The sequence below is a fragment of the Cellulomonas sp. S1-8 genome, assembly GCF_026184235.1.
In the GTDB taxonomy this organism is placed as follows: Bacteria; Actinomycetota; Actinomycetes; order Actinomycetales; family Cellulomonadaceae; genus Cellulomonas.
The window spans coordinates 2,276,654-2,293,510 of sequence record NZ_CP110806.1 but is presented as its reverse complement, the minus strand read 5'-3'; the positions used below and the strand labels follow the sequence as shown (position 1 = coordinate 2,293,510).

At 74.0% G+C, this 16,857-nt stretch carries 17 protein-coding genes; 8 read left to right on the top strand and 9 right to left on the bottom strand.

Annotated elements, in window-relative coordinates; genetic code table 11:
• Window positions 1-39 precede the first annotated feature (39 nt).
• Genes OKX07_RS10285 through OKX07_RS10275 form a run of 3 tightly spaced genes read left to right on the top strand, consistent with a single transcriptional unit; the run spans window position 40 to window position 1,525 of the window.
• Window positions 40-573, top strand: a complete 534-nt coding sequence (locus tag OKX07_RS10285; protein ID WP_265627992.1) for an RNA polymerase sigma factor — start codon at window positions 40-42, stop codon at window positions 571-573.
• Window positions 570-1,235 (top strand): methylated-DNA--[protein]-cysteine S-methyltransferase, encoded by a 666-nt coding sequence (locus OKX07_RS10280; RefSeq protein ID WP_265627991.1) that lies wholly within the window; start codon window positions 570-572, stop codon window positions 1,233-1,235. Before OKX07_RS10285 ends, OKX07_RS10280 begins: the two co-directional genes overlap by 4 nt.
• A gap of 11 nt (window positions 1,236-1,246) precedes the next feature.
• On the top strand, window positions 1,247-1,525 hold the full coding sequence (locus OKX07_RS10275) for a DUF2277 domain-containing protein (RefSeq protein WP_265627990.1): 279 nt from the start codon (window positions 1,247-1,249) through the stop codon (window positions 1,523-1,525).
• Between the two features lie 2 nt (window positions 1,526-1,527).
• On the opposite strand, the gene OKX07_RS10270 is transcribed toward OKX07_RS10275, so the two are convergent.
• The 3 genes from OKX07_RS10270 to OKX07_RS10260 form a co-directional block, all read right to left on the bottom strand.
• Window positions 1,528-1,845: a hypothetical protein gene (locus tag OKX07_RS10270; protein ID WP_416220778.1), complete on the bottom strand. Its 318-nt coding sequence runs from the start codon at window positions 1,843-1,845 to the stop codon at window positions 1,528-1,530.
• A gap of 4 nt (window positions 1,846-1,849) precedes the next feature.
• Entirely contained in the window at window positions 1,850-3,385 is a 1,536-nt protein-coding gene (gene mqo, locus OKX07_RS10265; RefSeq protein ID WP_265627989.1) for a malate dehydrogenase (quinone), read from the bottom strand.
• Window positions 3,386-3,498: 113 nt separating this feature from the next.
• Window positions 3,499-6,375: a cellulose binding domain-containing protein gene (locus OKX07_RS10260; protein WP_265627988.1), complete on the bottom strand. Its 2,877-nt coding sequence runs from the start codon at window positions 6,373-6,375 to the stop codon at window positions 3,499-3,501.
• 295 nt (window positions 6,376-6,670) lie between these two features.
• Here OKX07_RS10260 and OKX07_RS10255 point away from each other — a divergent pair, with 295 nt between their 5' ends.
• Entirely contained in the window at window positions 6,671-6,883 is a 213-nt protein-coding gene (locus OKX07_RS10255) for a hypothetical protein (protein WP_265627987.1), read from the top strand.
• Window positions 6,884-6,919: 36 nt separating this feature from the next.
• On the opposite strand, the gene OKX07_RS10250 is transcribed toward OKX07_RS10255, so the two are convergent.
• The 4 genes from OKX07_RS10250 to ligD (OKX07_RS10235) all read right to left on the bottom strand — a co-directional run bounded on the left by OKX07_RS10250 (window position 6,920) and on the right by ligD (OKX07_RS10235) (window position 10,640).
• Complete coding sequence (locus tag OKX07_RS10250; RefSeq protein ID WP_265627986.1) at window positions 6,920-8,119, bottom strand: App1 family protein; 1,200 nt, start codon at window positions 8,117-8,119, stop codon at window positions 6,920-6,922.
• Complete coding sequence (locus OKX07_RS10245; RefSeq protein ID WP_265627985.1) at window positions 8,116-8,688, bottom strand: Dps family protein; 573 nt, start codon at window positions 8,686-8,688, stop codon at window positions 8,116-8,118. The genes OKX07_RS10250 and OKX07_RS10245 overlap by 4 nt, the downstream gene beginning before the upstream one ends.
• Before the next feature lie 112 nt (window positions 8,689-8,800).
• Complete coding sequence (gene ligD, locus OKX07_RS10240; RefSeq protein WP_265627984.1) at window positions 8,801-9,691, bottom strand: non-homologous end-joining DNA ligase; 891 nt, start codon at window positions 9,689-9,691, stop codon at window positions 8,801-8,803.
• A gap of 22 nt (window positions 9,692-9,713) precedes the next feature.
• The gene (gene ligD / locus OKX07_RS10235; RefSeq protein WP_322746848.1) at window positions 9,714-10,640 is read right to left on the bottom strand and encodes a non-homologous end-joining DNA ligase; all 927 of its coding nucleotides are present in this window, start codon (window positions 10,638-10,640) and stop codon (window positions 9,714-9,716) included.
• A 92-nt stretch (window positions 10,641-10,732) separates the two neighbouring features.
• Between ligD (OKX07_RS10235) and OKX07_RS10230 the strand changes: the two genes are divergently transcribed.
• The 3 genes from OKX07_RS10230 (at window position 10,733) to OKX07_RS10220 (ending at window position 13,192) form a co-directional block, all read left to right on the top strand.
• Entirely contained in the window at window positions 10,733-11,737 is a 1,005-nt protein-coding gene (locus OKX07_RS10230; RefSeq protein WP_265627982.1) for a Ku protein, read from the top strand.
• A complete protein-coding gene (locus OKX07_RS10225) occupies window positions 11,734-12,771 on the top strand; it encodes a PHP domain-containing protein (protein ID WP_265627981.1) in 1,038 nt (345 codons plus the stop codon). The genes OKX07_RS10230 and OKX07_RS10225 overlap by 4 nt, the downstream gene beginning before the upstream one ends.
• 139 nt (window positions 12,772-12,910) lie before the next feature.
• Window positions 12,911-13,192, top strand: coding sequence for an HU family DNA-binding protein (locus OKX07_RS10220; protein WP_265627980.1), 282 nt, complete (start codon window positions 12,911-12,913; stop codon window positions 13,190-13,192).
• A 67-nt stretch (window positions 13,193-13,259) separates the two neighbouring features.
• Here the strand turns inward: OKX07_RS10220 and OKX07_RS10215 are convergent, their stop codons facing one another.
• Window positions 13,260-13,793 carry a DUF6328 family protein gene (locus OKX07_RS10215; RefSeq protein WP_265627979.1) on the bottom strand — a complete coding sequence of 178 codons (534 nt, stop codon included), beginning with the start codon at window positions 13,791-13,793 and terminating at the stop codon, window positions 13,260-13,262.
• 37 nt (window positions 13,794-13,830) lie between these two features.
• Between OKX07_RS10215 and OKX07_RS10210 the strand changes: the two genes are divergently transcribed.
• Window positions 13,831-14,946, top strand: coding sequence for a threonine aldolase family protein (locus tag OKX07_RS10210; RefSeq protein WP_416220777.1), 1,116 nt, complete (start codon window positions 13,831-13,833; stop codon window positions 14,944-14,946).
• Window positions 14,947-15,005: 59 nt separating this feature from the next.
• Here OKX07_RS10210 and OKX07_RS10205 read toward each other — a convergent pair whose 3' ends face one another.
• Entirely contained in the window at window positions 15,006-16,811 is a 1,806-nt protein-coding gene (locus tag OKX07_RS10205; protein ID WP_265627977.1) for a cellulase family glycosylhydrolase, read from the bottom strand.
• Window positions 16,812-16,857 lie beyond the last annotated feature (46 nt).

Sequence of the window (16,857 nt, the reverse complement as noted above, 5' to 3'; positions counted from 1 at the left end):
TCACGTCCGGGGCGGCCCGGACGTCTGCACACTGTGGGGATGACCGGACCGTTCGAGGACGTCGTGCGCGCGCACGGCGGCACCGTGCTGCGCGTCTGCCGCGCCGTGCTGGGGGCGGGTGACGCCGACGACGCCTGGTCCGAGACGTTCGTCGCGGCGTTGCGTGCCTGGCCGGACCTGCCCGCCGACGCCAACGTCGAGGCGTGGCTCGTCACGGTCGCGCGGCGCAAGTCGATCGACGAGCTGCGGCGCCGCGCACGTCACGCCGTACCCGTCGGGGACGTCGCGCAGTGGCGCGGCGAGCCGCTCGTCGGCGTCTTGCCCGGGCCGGGGGACCACGACCTGGACCTGTGGCGCGCGGTGGGCACGCTGCCGGACCGGCAGCGCCGCGCCGTCGTCCTGCACCATCTGGGCGGCCTGCCGTACGCGGAGGTCGCCCGCCTCGTGGGCGGCACCGACACGGCCGCGCGACGCGCCGGCGCGGACGGCGTCGCGACGCTGCGCCGCACCTACGGGGCGGCGGCACCGCGACGCACGTCCGGCACGACGACCGACGACCAGGGGGCATCATGACCACCGTCCGCCACGCGACCGGCACGACCGACCCGGCCAGCACGACCAACCCCGCCGGCACGATCGACGAGGCGACGCTGCGGACGCTCCACGCGCGGCTCGTGGCGCGCGCGCAGGCCGACGGCCTGCTCGACGTCACCTACCGGGTGGTCGACTCACCCGTCGGGCCGCTGCTCGTGGCCGCGGGGGAGGCGGGCGTGCTGCGCGTCGCGTTCGAGGTGCAGGGCCACGACGCGGCGCTCGAGGACCTGGCGGGGCGTGTCAGCCCCCGGCTGCTCGAGGGGGGCGCCCGGCTCGACGCCGTCCTGCGCGAGCTCGACGAGTACTTCGCCGGCACCCGGCGTGCGTTCGACGCCCCGCTGGACCTGCGCCTCGTCGCGGGGTTCCGCCGGGAGGTCGTCGAGGCGCTGCCGCGCGTGGGCTACGGCGCGACCGCGTCCTACGCGCAGGTCGCGGCGAGTGCCGGGAGGCCCGCAGCCGTCCGGGCCGTCGGCACCGCGTGCGCGCTCAACCCGGTGCCCGTGCTGCTGCCGTGCCACCGGGTGGTGCGCTCCGACGGTACGCCGGGCCGGTACGCGGGTGGCGACGCCGCCAAGCGCACCCTGCTGGAGCTCGAGCGGACCGGCCCCCACCCCCTTCCCGACGGCGCGGGCGAGGCGTAGGTTCGGCTGGCATGTGCCGGAACATCACGACCCTGCGCGGCCTGGAGCCGCATGCCACCGACGAGGAGATCGAGGCCGCCGCACGGCAGTACGTGCGCAAGGTCACCGGTGTCCAGCAGCTGTCCGACGCCACCCGCGAGCCGTTCGAGCGGGCCGTCGCGCAGATCGCGCACATCACCGCGCACCTGCTGGAGGACCTGCCCGAGCGCCGCCGCCCGCCGGCCACGGTGCCTCCGCTGCGACGGCCCGAGGTGCAGGAACGCATCGCGGCACGCAGCGCAGCCGGCTGACGTCAGGCGTCCGCGTCCTGCGGCGCCCCGGGCCGGGGCGTGAGGCGCGGGATGCCCGCGGGGGCGACCGCCGAGAGGGCGAGGTACCGGGCCTCGGCGCGGTGCAGCCGGATGTGCTCGTCGAGGGACCAGCCCGGTCCGTTGGTCAGGGTCATGCCGCACGCGCAGCCGATCGTGACCGCACCGTCGGCGTCGACCACCACCTGACCGACGGTCGTGTGGTCGGTGAACGCCCGGACCTTGGCGTGCCGCATGGGCGCGCTCACGGGGACGGGCAGGTCCTCGGTGGCCGGGTCGGCGGGTCCCTCGTCGTCGTGCACGGGGTCAGTGTCCGCCGGTGAGCGACCCGTCGTCCACGAGCTGGCGCTCGAGCGCCGCGTCCCACTCGCCGCCGCCGAGGCTCGGCATCATCTGGTGGAGCCGCGGACGCCACCGCTCGGCGCGCTCGGGGAAGCAGCGGCCCAGCAGGTCCAGCATCGTCGCGGCCGCCGTCGACGCCCCGGGGGACGCGCCCAGCAGACCGGCGATCGTGCCGTCCGCCGACGCGACGAGCTCGGTGCCGAACTCCAGGACACCACCGCCCGGCCCCCGCTTGATCACCTGGACCCGCTGGCCCGCGGTGATCAGCTCCCAGTCGCGCAGGTCGGCGGACGGCATGTACGACCGCAGCGTCCGCAGCCGCGCCGTGTCGCCCGCCGTCACCTCCCGGACCAGGTACGTCACGAGGTCGAGGTTGCGCAGGCCGACGGCCAACATCGGCAGGACGTTCCCGGGGCGGACCGAGCGCAGCAGGTCGGTCCACGACCCCTGGCGGAGGAACTTCATGCTCCACCCGGCGTAGGGGCCGAACATCAGGGCGCGGTCACCGTCGACGACCCGGGTGTCCAGGTGCGGCACCGACATGGGGGGCGCACCGATCGCCGCCTTGCCGTACACCTTGGCCTGGTGCTGCTCGACGACCTCCGGCCGCGTCGTGCGCAGGAACTGCCCGCTGATCGGGAAACCGGCGTAGCCGCGGATCTCCTCGATGCGCGCCCGCTGCAGCAGGTGCAGCGCGCCACCGCCCGCGCCGACGAACACGAAGCGCGCCGTGAGGGTGCGCGGGGGGCGGCCGTTCCAGCGCCGGTCGGCCACGGTGACGCGCCACCGGCCGTCGCGCAGGCGCTTCAGGCGGGTGACCTCGCTGCTCGTGTGCAGCGTCGCGCCGCGCGCCACGGCGTCGGTGAGCATCGCCCGGGTCAGGGAACCGAAGTCGACGTCCGTGCCCCAGGAGGCCCGCGTCGCGGCGACGGGCTCGTCGTCCGCACGGTCGGCCATCAGCAGCGGCGCCCAGTCCGCGATCACGGCGGGGTCCGTCGTGAACTCGAGGCCCTGGAACAGGCGGTGCTCGCGCAGCGCCTCCCAGCGGCGGCGCAGCAGCTCGACGTCCTGCGCCCCGCGCACGAACGTCATGTGGGGCGTCGTGGACACCGCGTCCTGCGCGCCCGGCAGCCGGCCGGCGGCGGCGAGGTGGTGCCACAGCTCGCGCGAGAGCTCGAACTGCTCGTTGATCGTCACGGCCTTGCTGACGTCGACGCTGCCGTCGGCGCGCTGCGGCGTGTAGTTCAGCTCGCACAGCGCGGCGTGCCCGGTGCCGGCGTTGTTCCACGCGTTGGTGCTCTCGAGCGCGGGCGCGTCGAGGCGCTCGTGGATCTCGGTGCGCCATCCGGGTTCGAGGCTGCCGAGCAGCGACGCGAGGGTCGCGCTCATGATGCCCCCGCCCACCAGGAGGACGTCGACGTCTGCTGCGGAGTCGTGCGTGCCAGGTGCCACGTCCCGGATGCTAGGTCGACGTCGCGGGGTCGTCCCAGGGGAAGTCATGTGATGTTTGTCTCCTGGGACCTTCGTCACACGCAGCGCTCTGACCAGGCACGACGCACGACGACGCCCCGGCGGTGGGCCGCCGGGGCGTCGTCGTCAGGGGACCTCGCGCGTCAGGAGAGCGTGCAGGTGGCCCCGTTCAGCGTGGCCGACACGGGTCGGCCGTTCGTGCCCGTGTGCGAGCCGTTGAACCCGACGTCCACGGTCGCGCCCGCCGCCAGGTTCCCGTTCCACGCGGCGTTGGTCGCCGTCACGACCGCACCGGACTGCGACCAGGTCGCGCTCCAGCCCTGCTGGACCTGCTGACCGTCCGCGTACGTCAGGCGCAGCGTCCAGCCGCTCAGGGCAGTCGTGCCGGTGTGGGTGATGCGGATCCCCGCCGTGAACCCGGAGTTCCAGCTGTTCGCGGTGTACGCCACCGCACAGGCCCCGCCGGGCGTCGTCGTGGGCGTGGCCGTCGGCGTCGGCGAGGCGGTGGGCGTCGGCGAGGCGGTCGGTGTCGGCGTCACCGTGGGCGTCGGCGTGGGCGTCACCGTGGGTGTCGGTGTCACGGTAGGCGTCGGCGTCACGGTAGGCGTCGGCGTCACGGTCGGCGTCGGCGTCACGGTCGGCGTCGGCGTCACGGTCGGCGTCGGCGTCACGGTCGGCGTCGGCGTCGGCGAGGCGGTCGGGGTGGGGCTCGGTGTGGGGACCGTGCCGTCCGACGTCCCCAGGACGATGCCGCGCCCGTTGGTCCCGATGTAGACGCGTCCGAACACGTCCGGGTCGCCGGTGATGGCGGCGCCCGTCCACGCGTACCGGTGCTCGTCGTCGTTGATCCGGACCCACGAGGCGCCACCGTCGACGGACCGGAAGAAGCCGCGCACGCCCTGGTACAGCGACGTGGTGTAGATCGCGGGGTACGACGCGCCCGGTGCCGCCTTGCCGAAGCCGACGGCACCGCCGTCCTCGAAGCCGGCGACGGGGGTGAACGTCGTGCCGGCGTCCGTCGAGCGGTACAGCCCGTTCTCCGCCGCCAGCCAGACGTGCCCCTGGTGGCCCGGGACCGCGCCGAAGCGCACGTTGCCCTCGGTGGGGAAGCCGGTCGCCGGCGACTGCGTGAACGTCACGCCCGCGTCGGTCGAGACGTAGAACCTGCCCGCGGCGTACGCGTAGAACGTGCGCGGGTCCACGCGGTCGGACTCGACCTGCGCCTGCGCGGGCACCCCCGTGGACGCGGTCCACGAGGACCCGAGCGTCGTCGAGACGTGCACGCCGGTCCCGACGGGGCTCCACACGATCGTGCCGCCGTCGGACGACATCGCGACCGTGCCGGAGCTGGTGACCCCGGCCGGCTCCTGACCGGCCCACCACGACGACCCGGAGGATGTGCTCACGGCGACGTGCGACTCCACGTCACCGCCGACGCCGTAGCCGACACGCACCACCGTGGCGGGCTTGGCCTGCGCGAAGTCCAGGCTCGAGACGGAGCCGTGGACCGGCTGGGTGTAGATGCTCGCCGGCACCTTCGTCACGTCGGTGTGGACGAACCCGCCGAGGTCACCGAGCCCGGAGTACAGCTCGACGGCGCCCGGGGGAGCGGCCAGGTCGAGCACGGCCGTCTCCTCGATGCCACGCGCGCGGATCGTCAGGTCGATCGTGCCGCCGGTGTCCCAGTCGGTGAGGTTGTCGGTGCCCCAGACCGTCGCGCCCGTGCCGTACATCATGCGGTCGGAGTCGAAGGGGTCGATCTCGAGGGACTCGGTCATCCAGCCGAGCTTGACCAGTGGCTCGGGGGCGACCGCCGACGTCGCGCCCATCGTCACCCAGGGCGTCGCGGAGTAGTCCATGGCGTAGCGCAGGGTGCGCTCCGGGTAGCTCGCCCAGTCCCAGATGCGTGACCACGTCGCACCGCGGTCGGTGGACCGGTAGACGACGATGTCCGGCCACCACGAGACCTGCGAGGTCACCATGATCGTGTCCGGGTCCTGGCGGTCGATGGTCAGGCCGGAGAACCCGTAGGTGAGGTCGGCCGACGCCAGCGGGAGCGGCGAGACGTCCGTCCACGTGCCCGTTGCGGCGTCGAGGCGGGACACCTGGCCCTTGGCCCCGTCGTACGGGCCGCCGGTGTCGGACGTCGCGACGTACAGCTGACCGCCCTGCGCGTCGTACACGCCCTTGTGCGGGAGGTACCCGGTCGGCTGGCCGGGGACGCGCTGCCACGTGGCCCCCGCGTCCGTCGAGCGGTAGACGTTGTTCTCCTTGTCGGCGACGCCCACGTAGATCGTCCGCGAGCGCGTGCCGGTCGTCCCGGAGGACGGGTCGAACGTCACCCAGACCACGCCCTGGTTCTGCGTGAGGTAGGAGTTGTCGGAGGTGGGGTCCTGGGCGTAGGTGCCGGGGTTGGGGAAGGCGGTGACCTTGCCCCAGGTGACTCCGCTGTCGGTGGAGCGCCACAGGCCGTTGCCGTTCTCGGCGCCGTAGTAGAGGACCCGGTTGTCGTTGGGGTCGATCTGCAGGCGTTCGCCCATGCCGCGGCCGGGCATGTTGCCGCCGACCTTGAACGGCAGCGTGGTCTTCTGCCAGGTCTCGCCGCGGTCGGACGACCGCAGGATCGCGCCGTTCTGCGGGTCCCAGTCGTTGGTGTAGGTGCCGACGGCGACGTACACGCGGTCGGGGTCGACGGCATCGGTGGCGAGGGAGAGCACGCCGGTGTGGCTCCACTCGTCCCACCCGATGTGGTCGAGCAGGGGGATCCAGCGGCGGGTCGCGGGGTCGAGGCGGTATGCGCCGCCGATGTCGGTGCGGGCGTAGACGAGGTCCTTCTCGCCCTGGTTGTAGATGATCCCGGGGACGAACCCGCCGCCGCCGATCTCGACGTTGCCCCAGGTGTACCCGGTCGCGGCGGCTGCGGGGGCGGCGGCCACGACGCTGCTGGTGAGCGCCCCGGCGACGAGCGCCGCGACGGCACCGGCCGCGGCGAGGGGGGCGATCAAGGGGGGGACGCGCATCCGCTGCTCCTTCGCGTGGCGCGGTGCCGGCGCGTGGTGGCCGGTGCCGCGTCGGTCGCCTGCCGGGACGTCCCCGGGGGCGGTGGGCCGGGCTCCGGGGCCTGGCTCGCGCGTCACCGTATCGATGCGCTTCGATTGGCCGTAGGCGACAAAACGATTCACCCGGTGCCGCGGCCACCCGGCGTCGTTCCGTGGGCCGCGTGTCGCGACGACACACCGCGGTGGCCGTCACGACACGCGGTCGTCGCACCGCGAGCGCGTGCGCGACCACCCCCGCCCGCGGTACAACCGGAGCATGAGCCCGAAGCGTGCGCGTGACCTCACCTCCGACCCCGCAGCCCACCGACTCGCCGACCAGCCGCTGGCGGAGGCGGACCTGGACGCGGCCGACGCCCGCGCGGGCGGGGACGCCGCGAGGGCGCCGCGGTCGCTGCGGGCGGCCGAGCTCGAGCCTGACGACGAGGCCATCGCCTCGAGTGACGACTGGGACGACCCCGCGCGCCTGTGACGGGTCGCGGGGCCGTCCCTCGCCTCGACGCGGGGCTCAGCCCGTGAGCCCCGCGTCCCGTGCGCGCTCGAGCAGCGCCTCGCCGTCGGCCCCGAGCAGCACGTCGATGCCCGGTGCGTCGTCGACGCTGTCCTGGGACTCCTCCTGCTGGATCGTCGGAGCCGGCAACCCGTGCGACAGGACGTGCTCGCCGGCCGTGAGCTGGCGGATCAGCACGGCGGCGACCCGCTCGGGGTGGTGCTCGACCGCACCGGCGTAGATCTGCGGGTCGTGCTGCCCGTCGTCGCCGACCAGGATCCAGCGCACCTGCGGCATCTCGGCGAACAGCCGGCGCAGCTGGGACACCTTGTGCCGTGGCCCGCTGCGGAACAGGCCCGTGTTGGTGGGGCCCCAGTCCGTGAGCAGGAGCGGCCCCGCCGGGTAGTCGTGCCGACGCAGGAAGCGCCCGATCGCCGGTGCGGCGTTCCACGCCCCCGTCGAGAGGTAGAGGACGGGCGCCTCGGGGTGCTCCTGCAGGATCTCGCGGTAGAGCTTGGCCATGCCCGGCACCGCCTCACGGGCGTTCTCGTGCCGGAAGAAGACGTTCCAGGCCGCGACGAAGGGTCGCGGCAGGCGCGTGACCATGACCGTGTCGTCGATGTCGCTGACCACGCCGATGGCCGGCTCGGGTCCGACCACGACGATGCGCGCGGTCGTCCGCGCGTCGTCCAGGGAGCGCAGCTCGACGTCGTGCCACCCGGGGGGCAGGTCGGCCTCGACGACCGCGTCGACGTAGCCTCCGCGGTCGGCGGTCAGCCGGTGCGTCGTCCCGGCGATCTCCACCTCGACCGGTGCGCCGGCGACGCCCGCCGTGAAGAACGAGCGCCAGCCGCGGACGGAGGGCGCGAGCTCCTCGCCGGTCTGCGCCCCCGCGCCCGCGTCGGGCAGGTCGCGCTGCCGCACGCTGGGCGACGCGAGGAGCGTGCGCGCCATGACGCGGACGCGTCCGCCCGACCCGTACCCGGCGTACCCGATGACGCGCACGGTCCAGCCGCGGCGGCGCAGCAGCCGCGCGAGCGCGGCGTCGTAGCGGTCCTCGAGCCGCGCGGCGACGTGGAGCCGCTGGACGGGGGAGCCGTCGGGGTTCTCGAGGCGCGGCTCGACGCGTCCCGTACGCAGACCGTCCCCGTCCGACGCGCGAGCGCCGGGGGGGACGGTCGGTGCGGCGGGCGACGCCGGGCGCTGCTGGGCGGTCACGACGCCTGACGAGCGGCGGTCTCGGCGGCCTGGGCGGCGTCCTTCTCGGTGCTGGCGCCGGCCGTCGACAGCGCGCCACCGGACGACTCGAGGTGCGCCCGGACGAACCAGTGGAAGAGCTCGAGCTCGCGCAGGTGCCCGACCAGGAGGTCGTTGGTCACGGTGTCGAGCTCGTCGGTGTCGGCGGCGGCCTTGCGGTGGTCGGTGATGACGCCGACGTACACCTCGTCGAGGGCCCCGAGGTGCTCGGCGGTGCTCGCGCGGCCGATCGAGTAGTCGTCCCACGTGCGGGCCTTGACGAGGGCACCGGGCGTGCCGACGGGCGCGGCACCGAGGGTGGCGATGCGCTCGGCGGTCGCGTCGACCATGAGGCGGACGGCGTCGACCTGGGGGTCGAGCATCTCGTGCACCGCGATGAAGTGCGGGCCGACCACGTTCCAGTGGATGTGCTTGAGGGTCAGTGCCAGGTCGTTCAGCGCGTCGAGACGCCCCTGCAGGATCGCGGCCACCGTGGCGCCGTCCTCGGGCGTGAGCGACGGGACGGTGTACTTGGGCAGATCGCGGGCCATGTCCACTCCTTCGCGTACGTGCCCGGGCTCGTCCGGCCCGGGTGGCGACCACGCTGCCAGCCCCGGGACGCCGACGCCATCGGAGGGAGCGGGCAGTCCCGCTCCCCGGACGTCAGTCCTCGAACGGGTCGCCGTCGCGCGCGAGGCGCGTCGCGGCCTCGTCGGCGGTCAGCTGCTGCAGGCCCGGTCCGATCTCGTCCCAGTGGCGCGGGGCTGCGACGGTCGGGCGGTCGCGGCCCCGCAGCGACCACGGCGTGATCGTCGTCTTGGCGGGGTGGTTCTGCGACCAGTCGAGCAGCACCTTGCCGCCGCGCAGGTCCTTGCGCTGCAGGGCGACGACGAGCGCGGGGTGCTCGGTGGCCAGCGCCACCGCGAGCGCGTGCGCTGCCTCGCGGACGGCCGTCGCGGGGCGGGGTCGGGGGAGCGGGGCGTACAGCTGCAGGCCCTTCGAGCCGGACGTGACGGGCACGGTGTGCGTGAGGCCGTCGTCCCGCAGCCGCTCGGCGACGAGGTGGGCGACGCGGGCGCACTCGTCGAGGCCCGCGCCGGGGCCGGGGTCGAGGTCGACGACCAGGCGGTCCGCGTCGCGGACGCCGCCGCGCGGTCCGACCGTCCACTGCGGGGTGTGCAGCTCGAGAGCGCCGGAGTTCGCCGCCCACATGAGGCCGGCGAGGTCGTCGAGGAACGGCAGGTCGAGGATCGTGCCCTCGTCGTCGGTGCCGGGGGACGCAGGCAGCCGGTGGTGGCGCAGCCACGACGGGGCACCGCGCGGGGTGTTCTTCTCGAAGAACTTGCCCCCGCCGACGCCGTCCGGCCACCGGATGCGCGTGACGGGGCGGTCGCGCAGCTGCCGCAGGATCGCGGGCTCGACCCGCACGAGGTAGTCCATGACCTCGGCCTTGGTGGTGCCGGTCTGCGGGTACACGACCTTGTCGAGGTGGGTCAGCCGGACGGGACGACCGCCGACGTCGACGGTCTGGCGGTCGGGGCTGCCGGGGTTCATCGGGTCCTCACCTGCTCCTGCGTCACGGCTGCTCCCACGGGTCGGCGGCGGTGTCGGTGCGGACGCCCCGCACGACCGGGTGGCGCAGCCGGCCGCTCGGTGTCCGCGCCAGGTACAGGACGTCGACGACGACCAGGGGCTGCACCCAGGTCGCGCCGCGCGCGTCCACGGCGGGGACCTCGTCGACGAACGGGCTGGTCGCCCTGCGGTGCGGGTCGACCAGGTCGTGCATCGTCCGGGCGGCGGAACCCCCGAGGCCGGAGCCCGCACGGCCGAGGTAGCGCAGCTCCCCGGCGGCGTCGGGAGCGCCCAGCAGGACGGCCCCGAGGCGTCCCGTGCCCGTCGACTCGGGTCGCCATGCGCCGACGACGGCGGTGCGGGTGCGGCGGTGGGCGGCCTTCACCCAGTCAGGTGACCGCCGTCCCGGTCGGTACGGGGCGTCGCGCCGCTTGGCGACGACGCCCTCGAGGCCGTGCGCGGCGGTCACGCGCCACAGGTCGTCGCCGTCGTCGTACAGGGGCGACGCCTGCACGTGGTCCGGCAGCACGAGCGAGTCGAGGACGGCACGGCGTGCCGTGAACGGCAGCGACGTCAGGTCGTGGCCGTCGTGCCGCAGCACGTCGAACACGAGGTAGGTGACCGGCCGCGCCGCCGCGAGCGCGCCCGCGCGGCGGGCGTCACGCACGTGCATGCGCTCGGCGAGCGCCGCGAACGAGGGCCGCCCGGCGTCGAGCAGCACGACCTCGCCGTCGAGGACGACGTCGCCGAGACCCGCCAGGCCGGCGAGCTCGGGGTACGCGGCGGTGACGTCGCGCTCGTTGCGGCTGCTCAGCCGGACGCCCCCCGCGTGCACGTCGGCGAGCACCCGCACGCCGTCCCACTTGACCTCGAAGACCCACTCGTGGCCGTGCGGCAGCGCCGCGGGTGCGGGCGCAGGGGTGGCGAGCATGGGCTCCACGGGTCCATCCTGCCGTGGAGCGTGCAGCGGGCCGCGTGGGGCGGCCCAGCGGGGTGCGGCGCGCCACGACGAGAGGACGAGCCGTGCGGGCGATCTGGAAGGGCGCTGTGGCCTTCGGCCTGGTGAACGTGCCGGTGCGGTTGTACGCGGCCACGGGGGAGCACGAGGTGCGGCTGCACCAGGTGCACCGCGAGGACGGCGGCAGGATCCGCTACCGCAAGGTGTGCAGCCTCGACGGCGAGGCCGTCGAGTGGTCGGACATCGCCAAGGGCTACGAGACGCAGGACGGCGAGCTGGTCGTCCTCACCGACGAGGACTTCCAGCAGCTGCCGCTGGCCACCGAGCGGGAGATCGAGGTCCTGGAGTTCGTGCCGGCCGAGCAGGTCGACCCGATCCTGCTGCAGAAGACGTACTTCCTGGAGCCGGACAAGTCCGCGGCCAAGCCGTACGCGCTGCTGCGCGGCGCGCTCGAGGAGACGGACCGGGTCGCGGTCGTGAAGGTCGCGATCCGCCAGCGCGAGTCGATGGCGGTGCTGCGCGTCCGGGACAAGGTCATCGTGCTGCAGACCCTGCTGTGGCCCGACGAGGTGCGCGAGGCGGACTTCCCGGTGCTGGACGACGACGTGACCGTGCGTCCGCAGGAGCTGACGATGGCGTCGTCGCTGGTGGAGTCCCTGGCGGGGGACTTCGATCCCTCGCAGTACGAGGACGCGTACGTCGCGGCGCTCGAGCAGCTCATCGAGGCGAAGGTGTCCTCGGGTGACACCCAGGCGCCGCCCGCACCGCCGGAGGCCGAGGAGTCCGAGGGCGGCGGCGAGGTCGTCGACCTGCTCGCAGCCCTGCAGCGGTCGGTCGACAAGGCGCGCGCGGCGCGCGGCGAGGACGCCGACGAGACGCCCGCCGGGGACGCGGCCGCGTCCGGCGGCGCCAAGAAGCGCGCCTCGGCGCGCGCGACGACGGCCACGAGCGCGAAGAGCACCACGAGCACGAAGAGCACCAAGAGCACCAAGAGCGCGACGAAGTCCACCGATGCCGACGACGACGAGTCCACGACCCCGCGCCGGCGCGCCCGGACCAAGGCGTCGTGAGCGCGTCGGACGAGCAGGAGCGTGCCGTCGCGACCCTGCGGCGCATCGCCTTCCTCCTCGAACGCGCCCAGGCGAGTCGCTACCGCTGTGAGGCGTACCGCGCTGCGGCGCGCACGGTCGAGCGGCAGGAGCCGCGGCGGCTGGCGACCCTGGCCGCCGCGGGCGCGCTGCACGACCTCCCGGCGGTCGGCTCCAGCACCGCGGAGGTCGTGTCCCGGGCGATGGCGGGGCGGCCCGTCCCGGTGCTCGACGAGCTCGAGGAGCGGTCCGCCGCGCAGGACGCCACGCTCACCCCCGCCGCCGCGGACCTGTACGCCGCGCTGCGCGGGGACCTGCACAGCCACACCGAGGCCAGCGACGGGGCGACCTCGGTGCAGGAGATGGTCCTGGCGGCGCTCGGCCTGGGCCGCGACTACCTCGCGGTCACCGACCACTCGCCGCGCCTGACCGTGGCGAACGGGCTCTCGGCCGCGCGCCTGCGCGCCCAGCTCGCGCAGCTCGACGCGCTGCGGCCGGCGGTCGCACCGTTCGACGTCCTGAGCGGGATCGAGGTCGACATCCTCGACGACGGCACGCTCGACCAGGACCCCGACCTGCTCGACGAGCTCGACGTCGTCGTCGCGTCGGTGCACTCCAAGCTGCGGATGGACGGCGCCGTGATGACGCGCCGCATGGTGGCCGCCGTCCGTGACCCCCGCACCGACGTGCTGGGGCACTGCACGGGTCGGCAGGTCGCCGGCAAGCACCGCCCCCCGAGCGACTTCGACGCGCGCGTCGTGTTCGACGCGTGCGCACAGCACGGGGTGGCCGTCGAGATCAACTGCCGGCCCGACCGCCTCGACCCCCCGCACGAGCTGCTGCAGGTCGCGGTCGACGCCGGGTGCGAGTTCAGCATCGACTCCGACGCGCACGCCCCCGGGCAGCTCGACTGGCTGCGCGTCGGCTGCGAGCGCGCGGTCGTCCACGGCATCGGCGCGGACCGGGTCGTCACCACGCGGACCGCGGCGCAGGTCCGCGAGCGCGGACGACGGTGACCGACGACACGGTGCCGCCCGACGCGCTGCGCCGGGCAGGCACGGTTAGTGTCGGTGGCCGTGCGCACGCGAGTCGTGCTGCACCGCCCCGTCCGCCTCCCGGCCGGGGCTGCGAACCGAGTACCGAGGAGCACCCGACGTGAGTGTCAACCGCACCGAGCTCGTCCAGGCCGTCGCCGCGAAGGCCGGGCTGACCAACACCGACACCGACAAGGCCCTCAAGGCCTTGCAGGAGGTCGTGGTCGAGCAGCTCGCCGCCGGCGGCAGCGTGTCGATCCCCGGCTTCCTCGCGGTGGCCCGTGCCGACCGTGCCGCCCGGACCGGCGTGAACCCGCAGACGGGTGAGAAGCTGGAGATCCCGGCGGGCCACCGCGTGAAGATCACGGCCGGCAGCGCGCTCAAGCGCGCCGTCCAGGGCTGACCGACCGACGGCCCCCGGCCGCACCCCTGAAGGGTGCGACCGGGGGCCGTCGTCGTGCCCGGTGCGCTCAGGTGCGCGAGGCGGCGTCCTCCGCGTCCGCGCGGCGGGCGATGGCCCGGGGGAGCACGATCCAGGCCAGGACGATGACGAGCAGCAGCGCCGCGCCCGCCACCAGCCCGGCAGTGCGTGACAGCACCACGTCGAACAGCAGCAGCGTCGATCCGGTGAGCGCCAGCGCGAGTGCCGCGAGCCCCGCGCGGGCCAGCGCGTGGCCCGCGTCGACGAGCTGCGGCTTGAGGCGCAGCCGGAACAGCATCCGGTGCAGGCTCACGGGCGCGATGATGAGCACGGTCGCGAGCGCGGCCACCAGGACCAGGACGAGGTAGACGGTCCGCTGGTAGTCGTCCAGCTCGGTGAACCGCGACTGGAACGGCAGGGTGAGCAGGAAGCCCGTGAGGATCTGCGCGCCCGTCTGCGTCACGCGCAGCTCCTGCAGCAGCTCCGCCCAGTTGCGGTCCATCCGCTCGGTGTACGTCTCGTCGCGGTCGTCCGCCGGCTGCTCGTGCTGCTCGGGGGTGACCTTGTCGTCGGTGCGGGCCATCTGTCGGTTTCCTCCTGGTCGTCGGGCTGCAGGGATCATGCCGGTTCGACGTCCACGCTGCACCACGAACGCCCAGGTGGTGCACGCCGTCGGCGAGACTGGTGCCGTGAGCGACCCGCACCTGCCCCCCACCCGCCACTTCGCGTCGGACAACTACGCCGGCGTGCACCCCGAGGTGCTCGCCGCCGTGGCCGCCGCGAACGTGGGTCACGTCGCCGCGTACGGCGACGACCCGTGGACCGCCCGCCTGCAGGAGGTCGTGCGCGCCCGGCTCGGTGACCAGGCGATCGCGTACCCGGTCGTCAACGGCACCGGCGCCAACGTCGTCGCGCTGCAGGCGATGCTGCCGCGCTGGGGCGCGGTCATCTGCACGGACGTCGCGCACGTCCACACCGACGAGAACGGCGCCCCCGAGCGGGTCGGCGGGCTGAAGCTGCTGACCGTGCCGGCACCCGACGGGCGCCTGACGCCCGAGCGGGTGGCCCGGCAGGCGTGGGGGTTCGGCGACGTCCACCGGGCGCAGCCGGGGGTCGTGTCCCTGACGCAGGCCACCGAGCTCGGGACGGTCTACACGCCTGCCGCGGTCCGCGAGCTCTGCGACCAGGCGCACGCCCTGGGCATGCGGGTGCACATGGACGGGTCGCGGCTCGCCAACGCCGCCGCGCACCTGGGCGTGCCGCTGCGTGCGCTGACGACGGACTGCGGCGTGGACGTGCTGTCGCTCGGCGGCACGAAGAACGGGCTGCTGCTGGCCGAGGCGATCGTCGTGCTGGACCCCGCGGCGGTCGACGGCGTGGAGTACCTGCGCAAGGCGAGCATGCAGCTCGCGTCGAAGATGCGGTTCGTCTCGGCGCAGCTGGTCGCGCTGTACGAGGGCGACCTGTGGCAGCGCTCCGCCCAGCACGCGAACGCCATGGCGGCGCGGCTGCGCGCCGGGATCGACGCGGTCGGGTCGCTCGAGGTCACGCAGCCGACGGAGGCGAACGGGGTGTTCGTGCGGCTGCCCGCGCACGTCGCAGCCGACCTGCGACGGCGGTGGCGGTTCTACGACTGGGACGTCGCCGACGGCACCGTGCGGCTGATGTGCGCGTTCGACACCACCGAGCAGGACGTCGACGACCTGCTCGCCGCGCTGCGCGACGCGGTCGCCTGAGCGCGGCCGGCCGCCGCACCCGGTGAGGGTGCGGCGGCCGGTCCTGACGCCGGGTCCGCTCAGCGCGTCGTGCAGGAAGCGCCGCCGAGGGCGAAGCCCGTGAGCGTGCCAGCGGTGCCGCCGTGGGACGCGTTGAAGCCGATCTCGGCCGTGCCGCCCGTCGCGAGCGCGCCGTTCCACGGCGCGTTCGTCACGGAGACCGTCGACCCGGACTGCGTCCACGTGCCGCCCCAGCCCTGCGTGAGTGACACGCCCGCAGGCAGCGTGAACGTCAGCGTCCAGCCGGAAAGCGCGCTGCCGGTGTTCGTCAGTCGCACCGACCCCGTCAGGCCCGAGCTCCACGAGCTGGTGCTGGCGGTGACCGTGCACGCGCCGGCGGGGGACGTCGGGCTCACCGAGGGTGTCGGGGAGGCCGTCGGCGTGGGGGACACCGTCGGGGTGGGGGACACCGTCGGCGTCGGGGACACCGTCGGGGTCGGCGAGACCGTCGGGGTGGGAGTCGGCGTGGGGGTGGGCGTCGGCGTGGGGCTCGTCGTGGGTCCCGTCCCGTTGACCTGTGACAGGGACTTGCCCGTCGCGCTCCCGACACCACCCAGCGGCACGTCGTGGTCGAGGCTGACGAACTTGCCGCCGTCCTGCCACAGCGCCGGCTTCAGCAGCGCGTACTTCTCCTCGTCCCAGGTGGCCCAGTCGTAGCCGAGCAGGCCGCCGGTGTCACCGGAGTTCGGGTTCAGGACCCAGAAGGTGTGGCTGAGGCGCCGGTCGGCGATGAGGTCACGCAGCGCGACCATCCACTTCTCGTTCTTGCCCCCGTCCATGAAGCCGCCCCACTCGCCGATGAGCAGCGGTGCGGTGTTCTCCTTGTGCAGGTACAGCCAGTTCGGGTCCCACACGTCACGCTCGAGGCTCGCACGGGAGAAGTCGCCCTCGAACCAGGGCTGCAGGTGGACGAGCGGTCCGTAGTCGTGCGGGGAGTACACGAGCTGGTCCTGGTTCGCGCCGAGGTCGATCGGGAAGTCGCGCACCCCGCGCAGGTTGCCGCCCCACCACATGGGGTGGTAGTCGGTCAGGCCCGTCGACGTCCACGAGACCCCCGGCTTCGGGTAGATCTCGATGCCCTCGACGAAGACCAGCCAGTTCGGGTTGATCGCCAGGATCTTGCGCGACGCCGTCTCGGCGAAGTGCTTGAAGTTGTCCTTGTCCGTCGAGCCGTCCCACTTGGCGCGCTCGGTGGAGCCCTGCGTCCCGTGCGGCTCGTTCTTGATGTCCGCGCCGATCATCGTGTCGTTGGTCTTCCAGCGGGCCGCGGCCCACTCCCAGCCCTCGTACACGTCCTCGGTGGTGATCGAGCCCTTCCACCAGACGGGGTGCACGTGGCCGGAGTTGTCCGCCTCGGCGCTGTGCACGTCGAGGAAGACCTTCAGCCCGTACTCCTCGCACATCTCGAGCCACTTCTCGAAGACCTGGAGGCTGTTCAGCCCGGCGAGCTCGGGGTTGGCGAACTCGTTGACGTTGGGCTTGGTGAACGTGCCGGCCTTCCACTCCAGCAGCAGCTCGGTCGAGATCGGCACGCGCACCACGTTCATGCCGCGGTCCGCGATGCCCTTGGTCAGGGTGCGCATGTCGGCCGACCACAGGCCGTGGAAGATGCGCTCGTCGGCGTTGAAGCCGAACCAGTTGACGCCGGTGAGCCACACCTCCTTGCCGGCGGAGTCGACGATCGTGTTGCCCTCGACGTGCAGCCAGTCGGGGGTCGGTGCGGCGTGCGCCGGGACGGCGGACAGCGCGAGGGGGACGGCGATGACGCCGGCGGCGAGGGCGCCGCCGAGCGCGGTGCGCAGGCGACGCACACGGGAGCTGGACACGGTTCTCCTGAGGTCAGGGAAGGTCGAGAGGGGGGTCGGACGTCGG

What these genes read in the sequence shown, in the direction of transcription:
- OKX07_RS10245 (WP_265627985.1), bottom strand. Translation starts at nt 8,688, where the DNA reads ATGGCCCGCGATCTGCCCAAGTACACCGTCCCGTCGCTCACGCCCGAG.
- OKX07_RS10215 (WP_265627979.1), bottom strand. Translation starts at nt 13,793, where the DNA reads ATGGCCCGCACCGACGACAAGGTCACCCCCGAGCAGCACGAGCAGCCG.
- mqo (WP_265627989.1), bottom strand. Translation starts at nt 3,385, where the DNA reads ATGACTTCCCCTGGGACGACCCCGCGACGTCGACCTAGCATCCGGGAC.
- OKX07_RS10285 (WP_265627992.1), top strand. Translation starts at nt 40, where the DNA reads ATGACCGGACCGTTCGAGGACGTCGTGCGCGCGCACGGCGGCACCGTG.
- OKX07_RS10210 (WP_416220777.1), top strand. Translation starts at nt 13,831, where the DNA reads ATGCCGGTTCGACGTCCACGCTGCACCACGAACGCCCAGGTGGTGCAC.
- ligD (WP_322746848.1), bottom strand. Translation starts at nt 10,640, where the DNA reads ATGCTCGCCACCCCTGCGCCCGCACCCGCGGCGCTGCCGCACGGCCAC.
- OKX07_RS10260 (WP_265627988.1), bottom strand. Translation starts at nt 6,375, where the DNA reads ATGCGCGTCCCCCCCTTGATCGCCCCCCTCGCCGCGGCCGGTGCCGTC.
- ligD (WP_265627984.1), bottom strand. Translation starts at nt 9,691, where the DNA reads ATGAACCCCGGCAGCCCCGACCGCCAGACCGTCGACGTCGGCGGTCGT.
- OKX07_RS10280 (WP_265627991.1), top strand. Translation starts at nt 570, where the DNA reads ATGACCACCGTCCGCCACGCGACCGGCACGACCGACCCGGCCAGCACG.
- OKX07_RS10255 (WP_265627987.1), top strand. Translation starts at nt 6,671, where the DNA reads ATGAGCCCGAAGCGTGCGCGTGACCTCACCTCCGACCCCGCAGCCCAC.
- OKX07_RS10275 (WP_265627990.1), top strand. Translation starts at nt 1,247, where the DNA reads ATGTGCCGGAACATCACGACCCTGCGCGGCCTGGAGCCGCATGCCACC.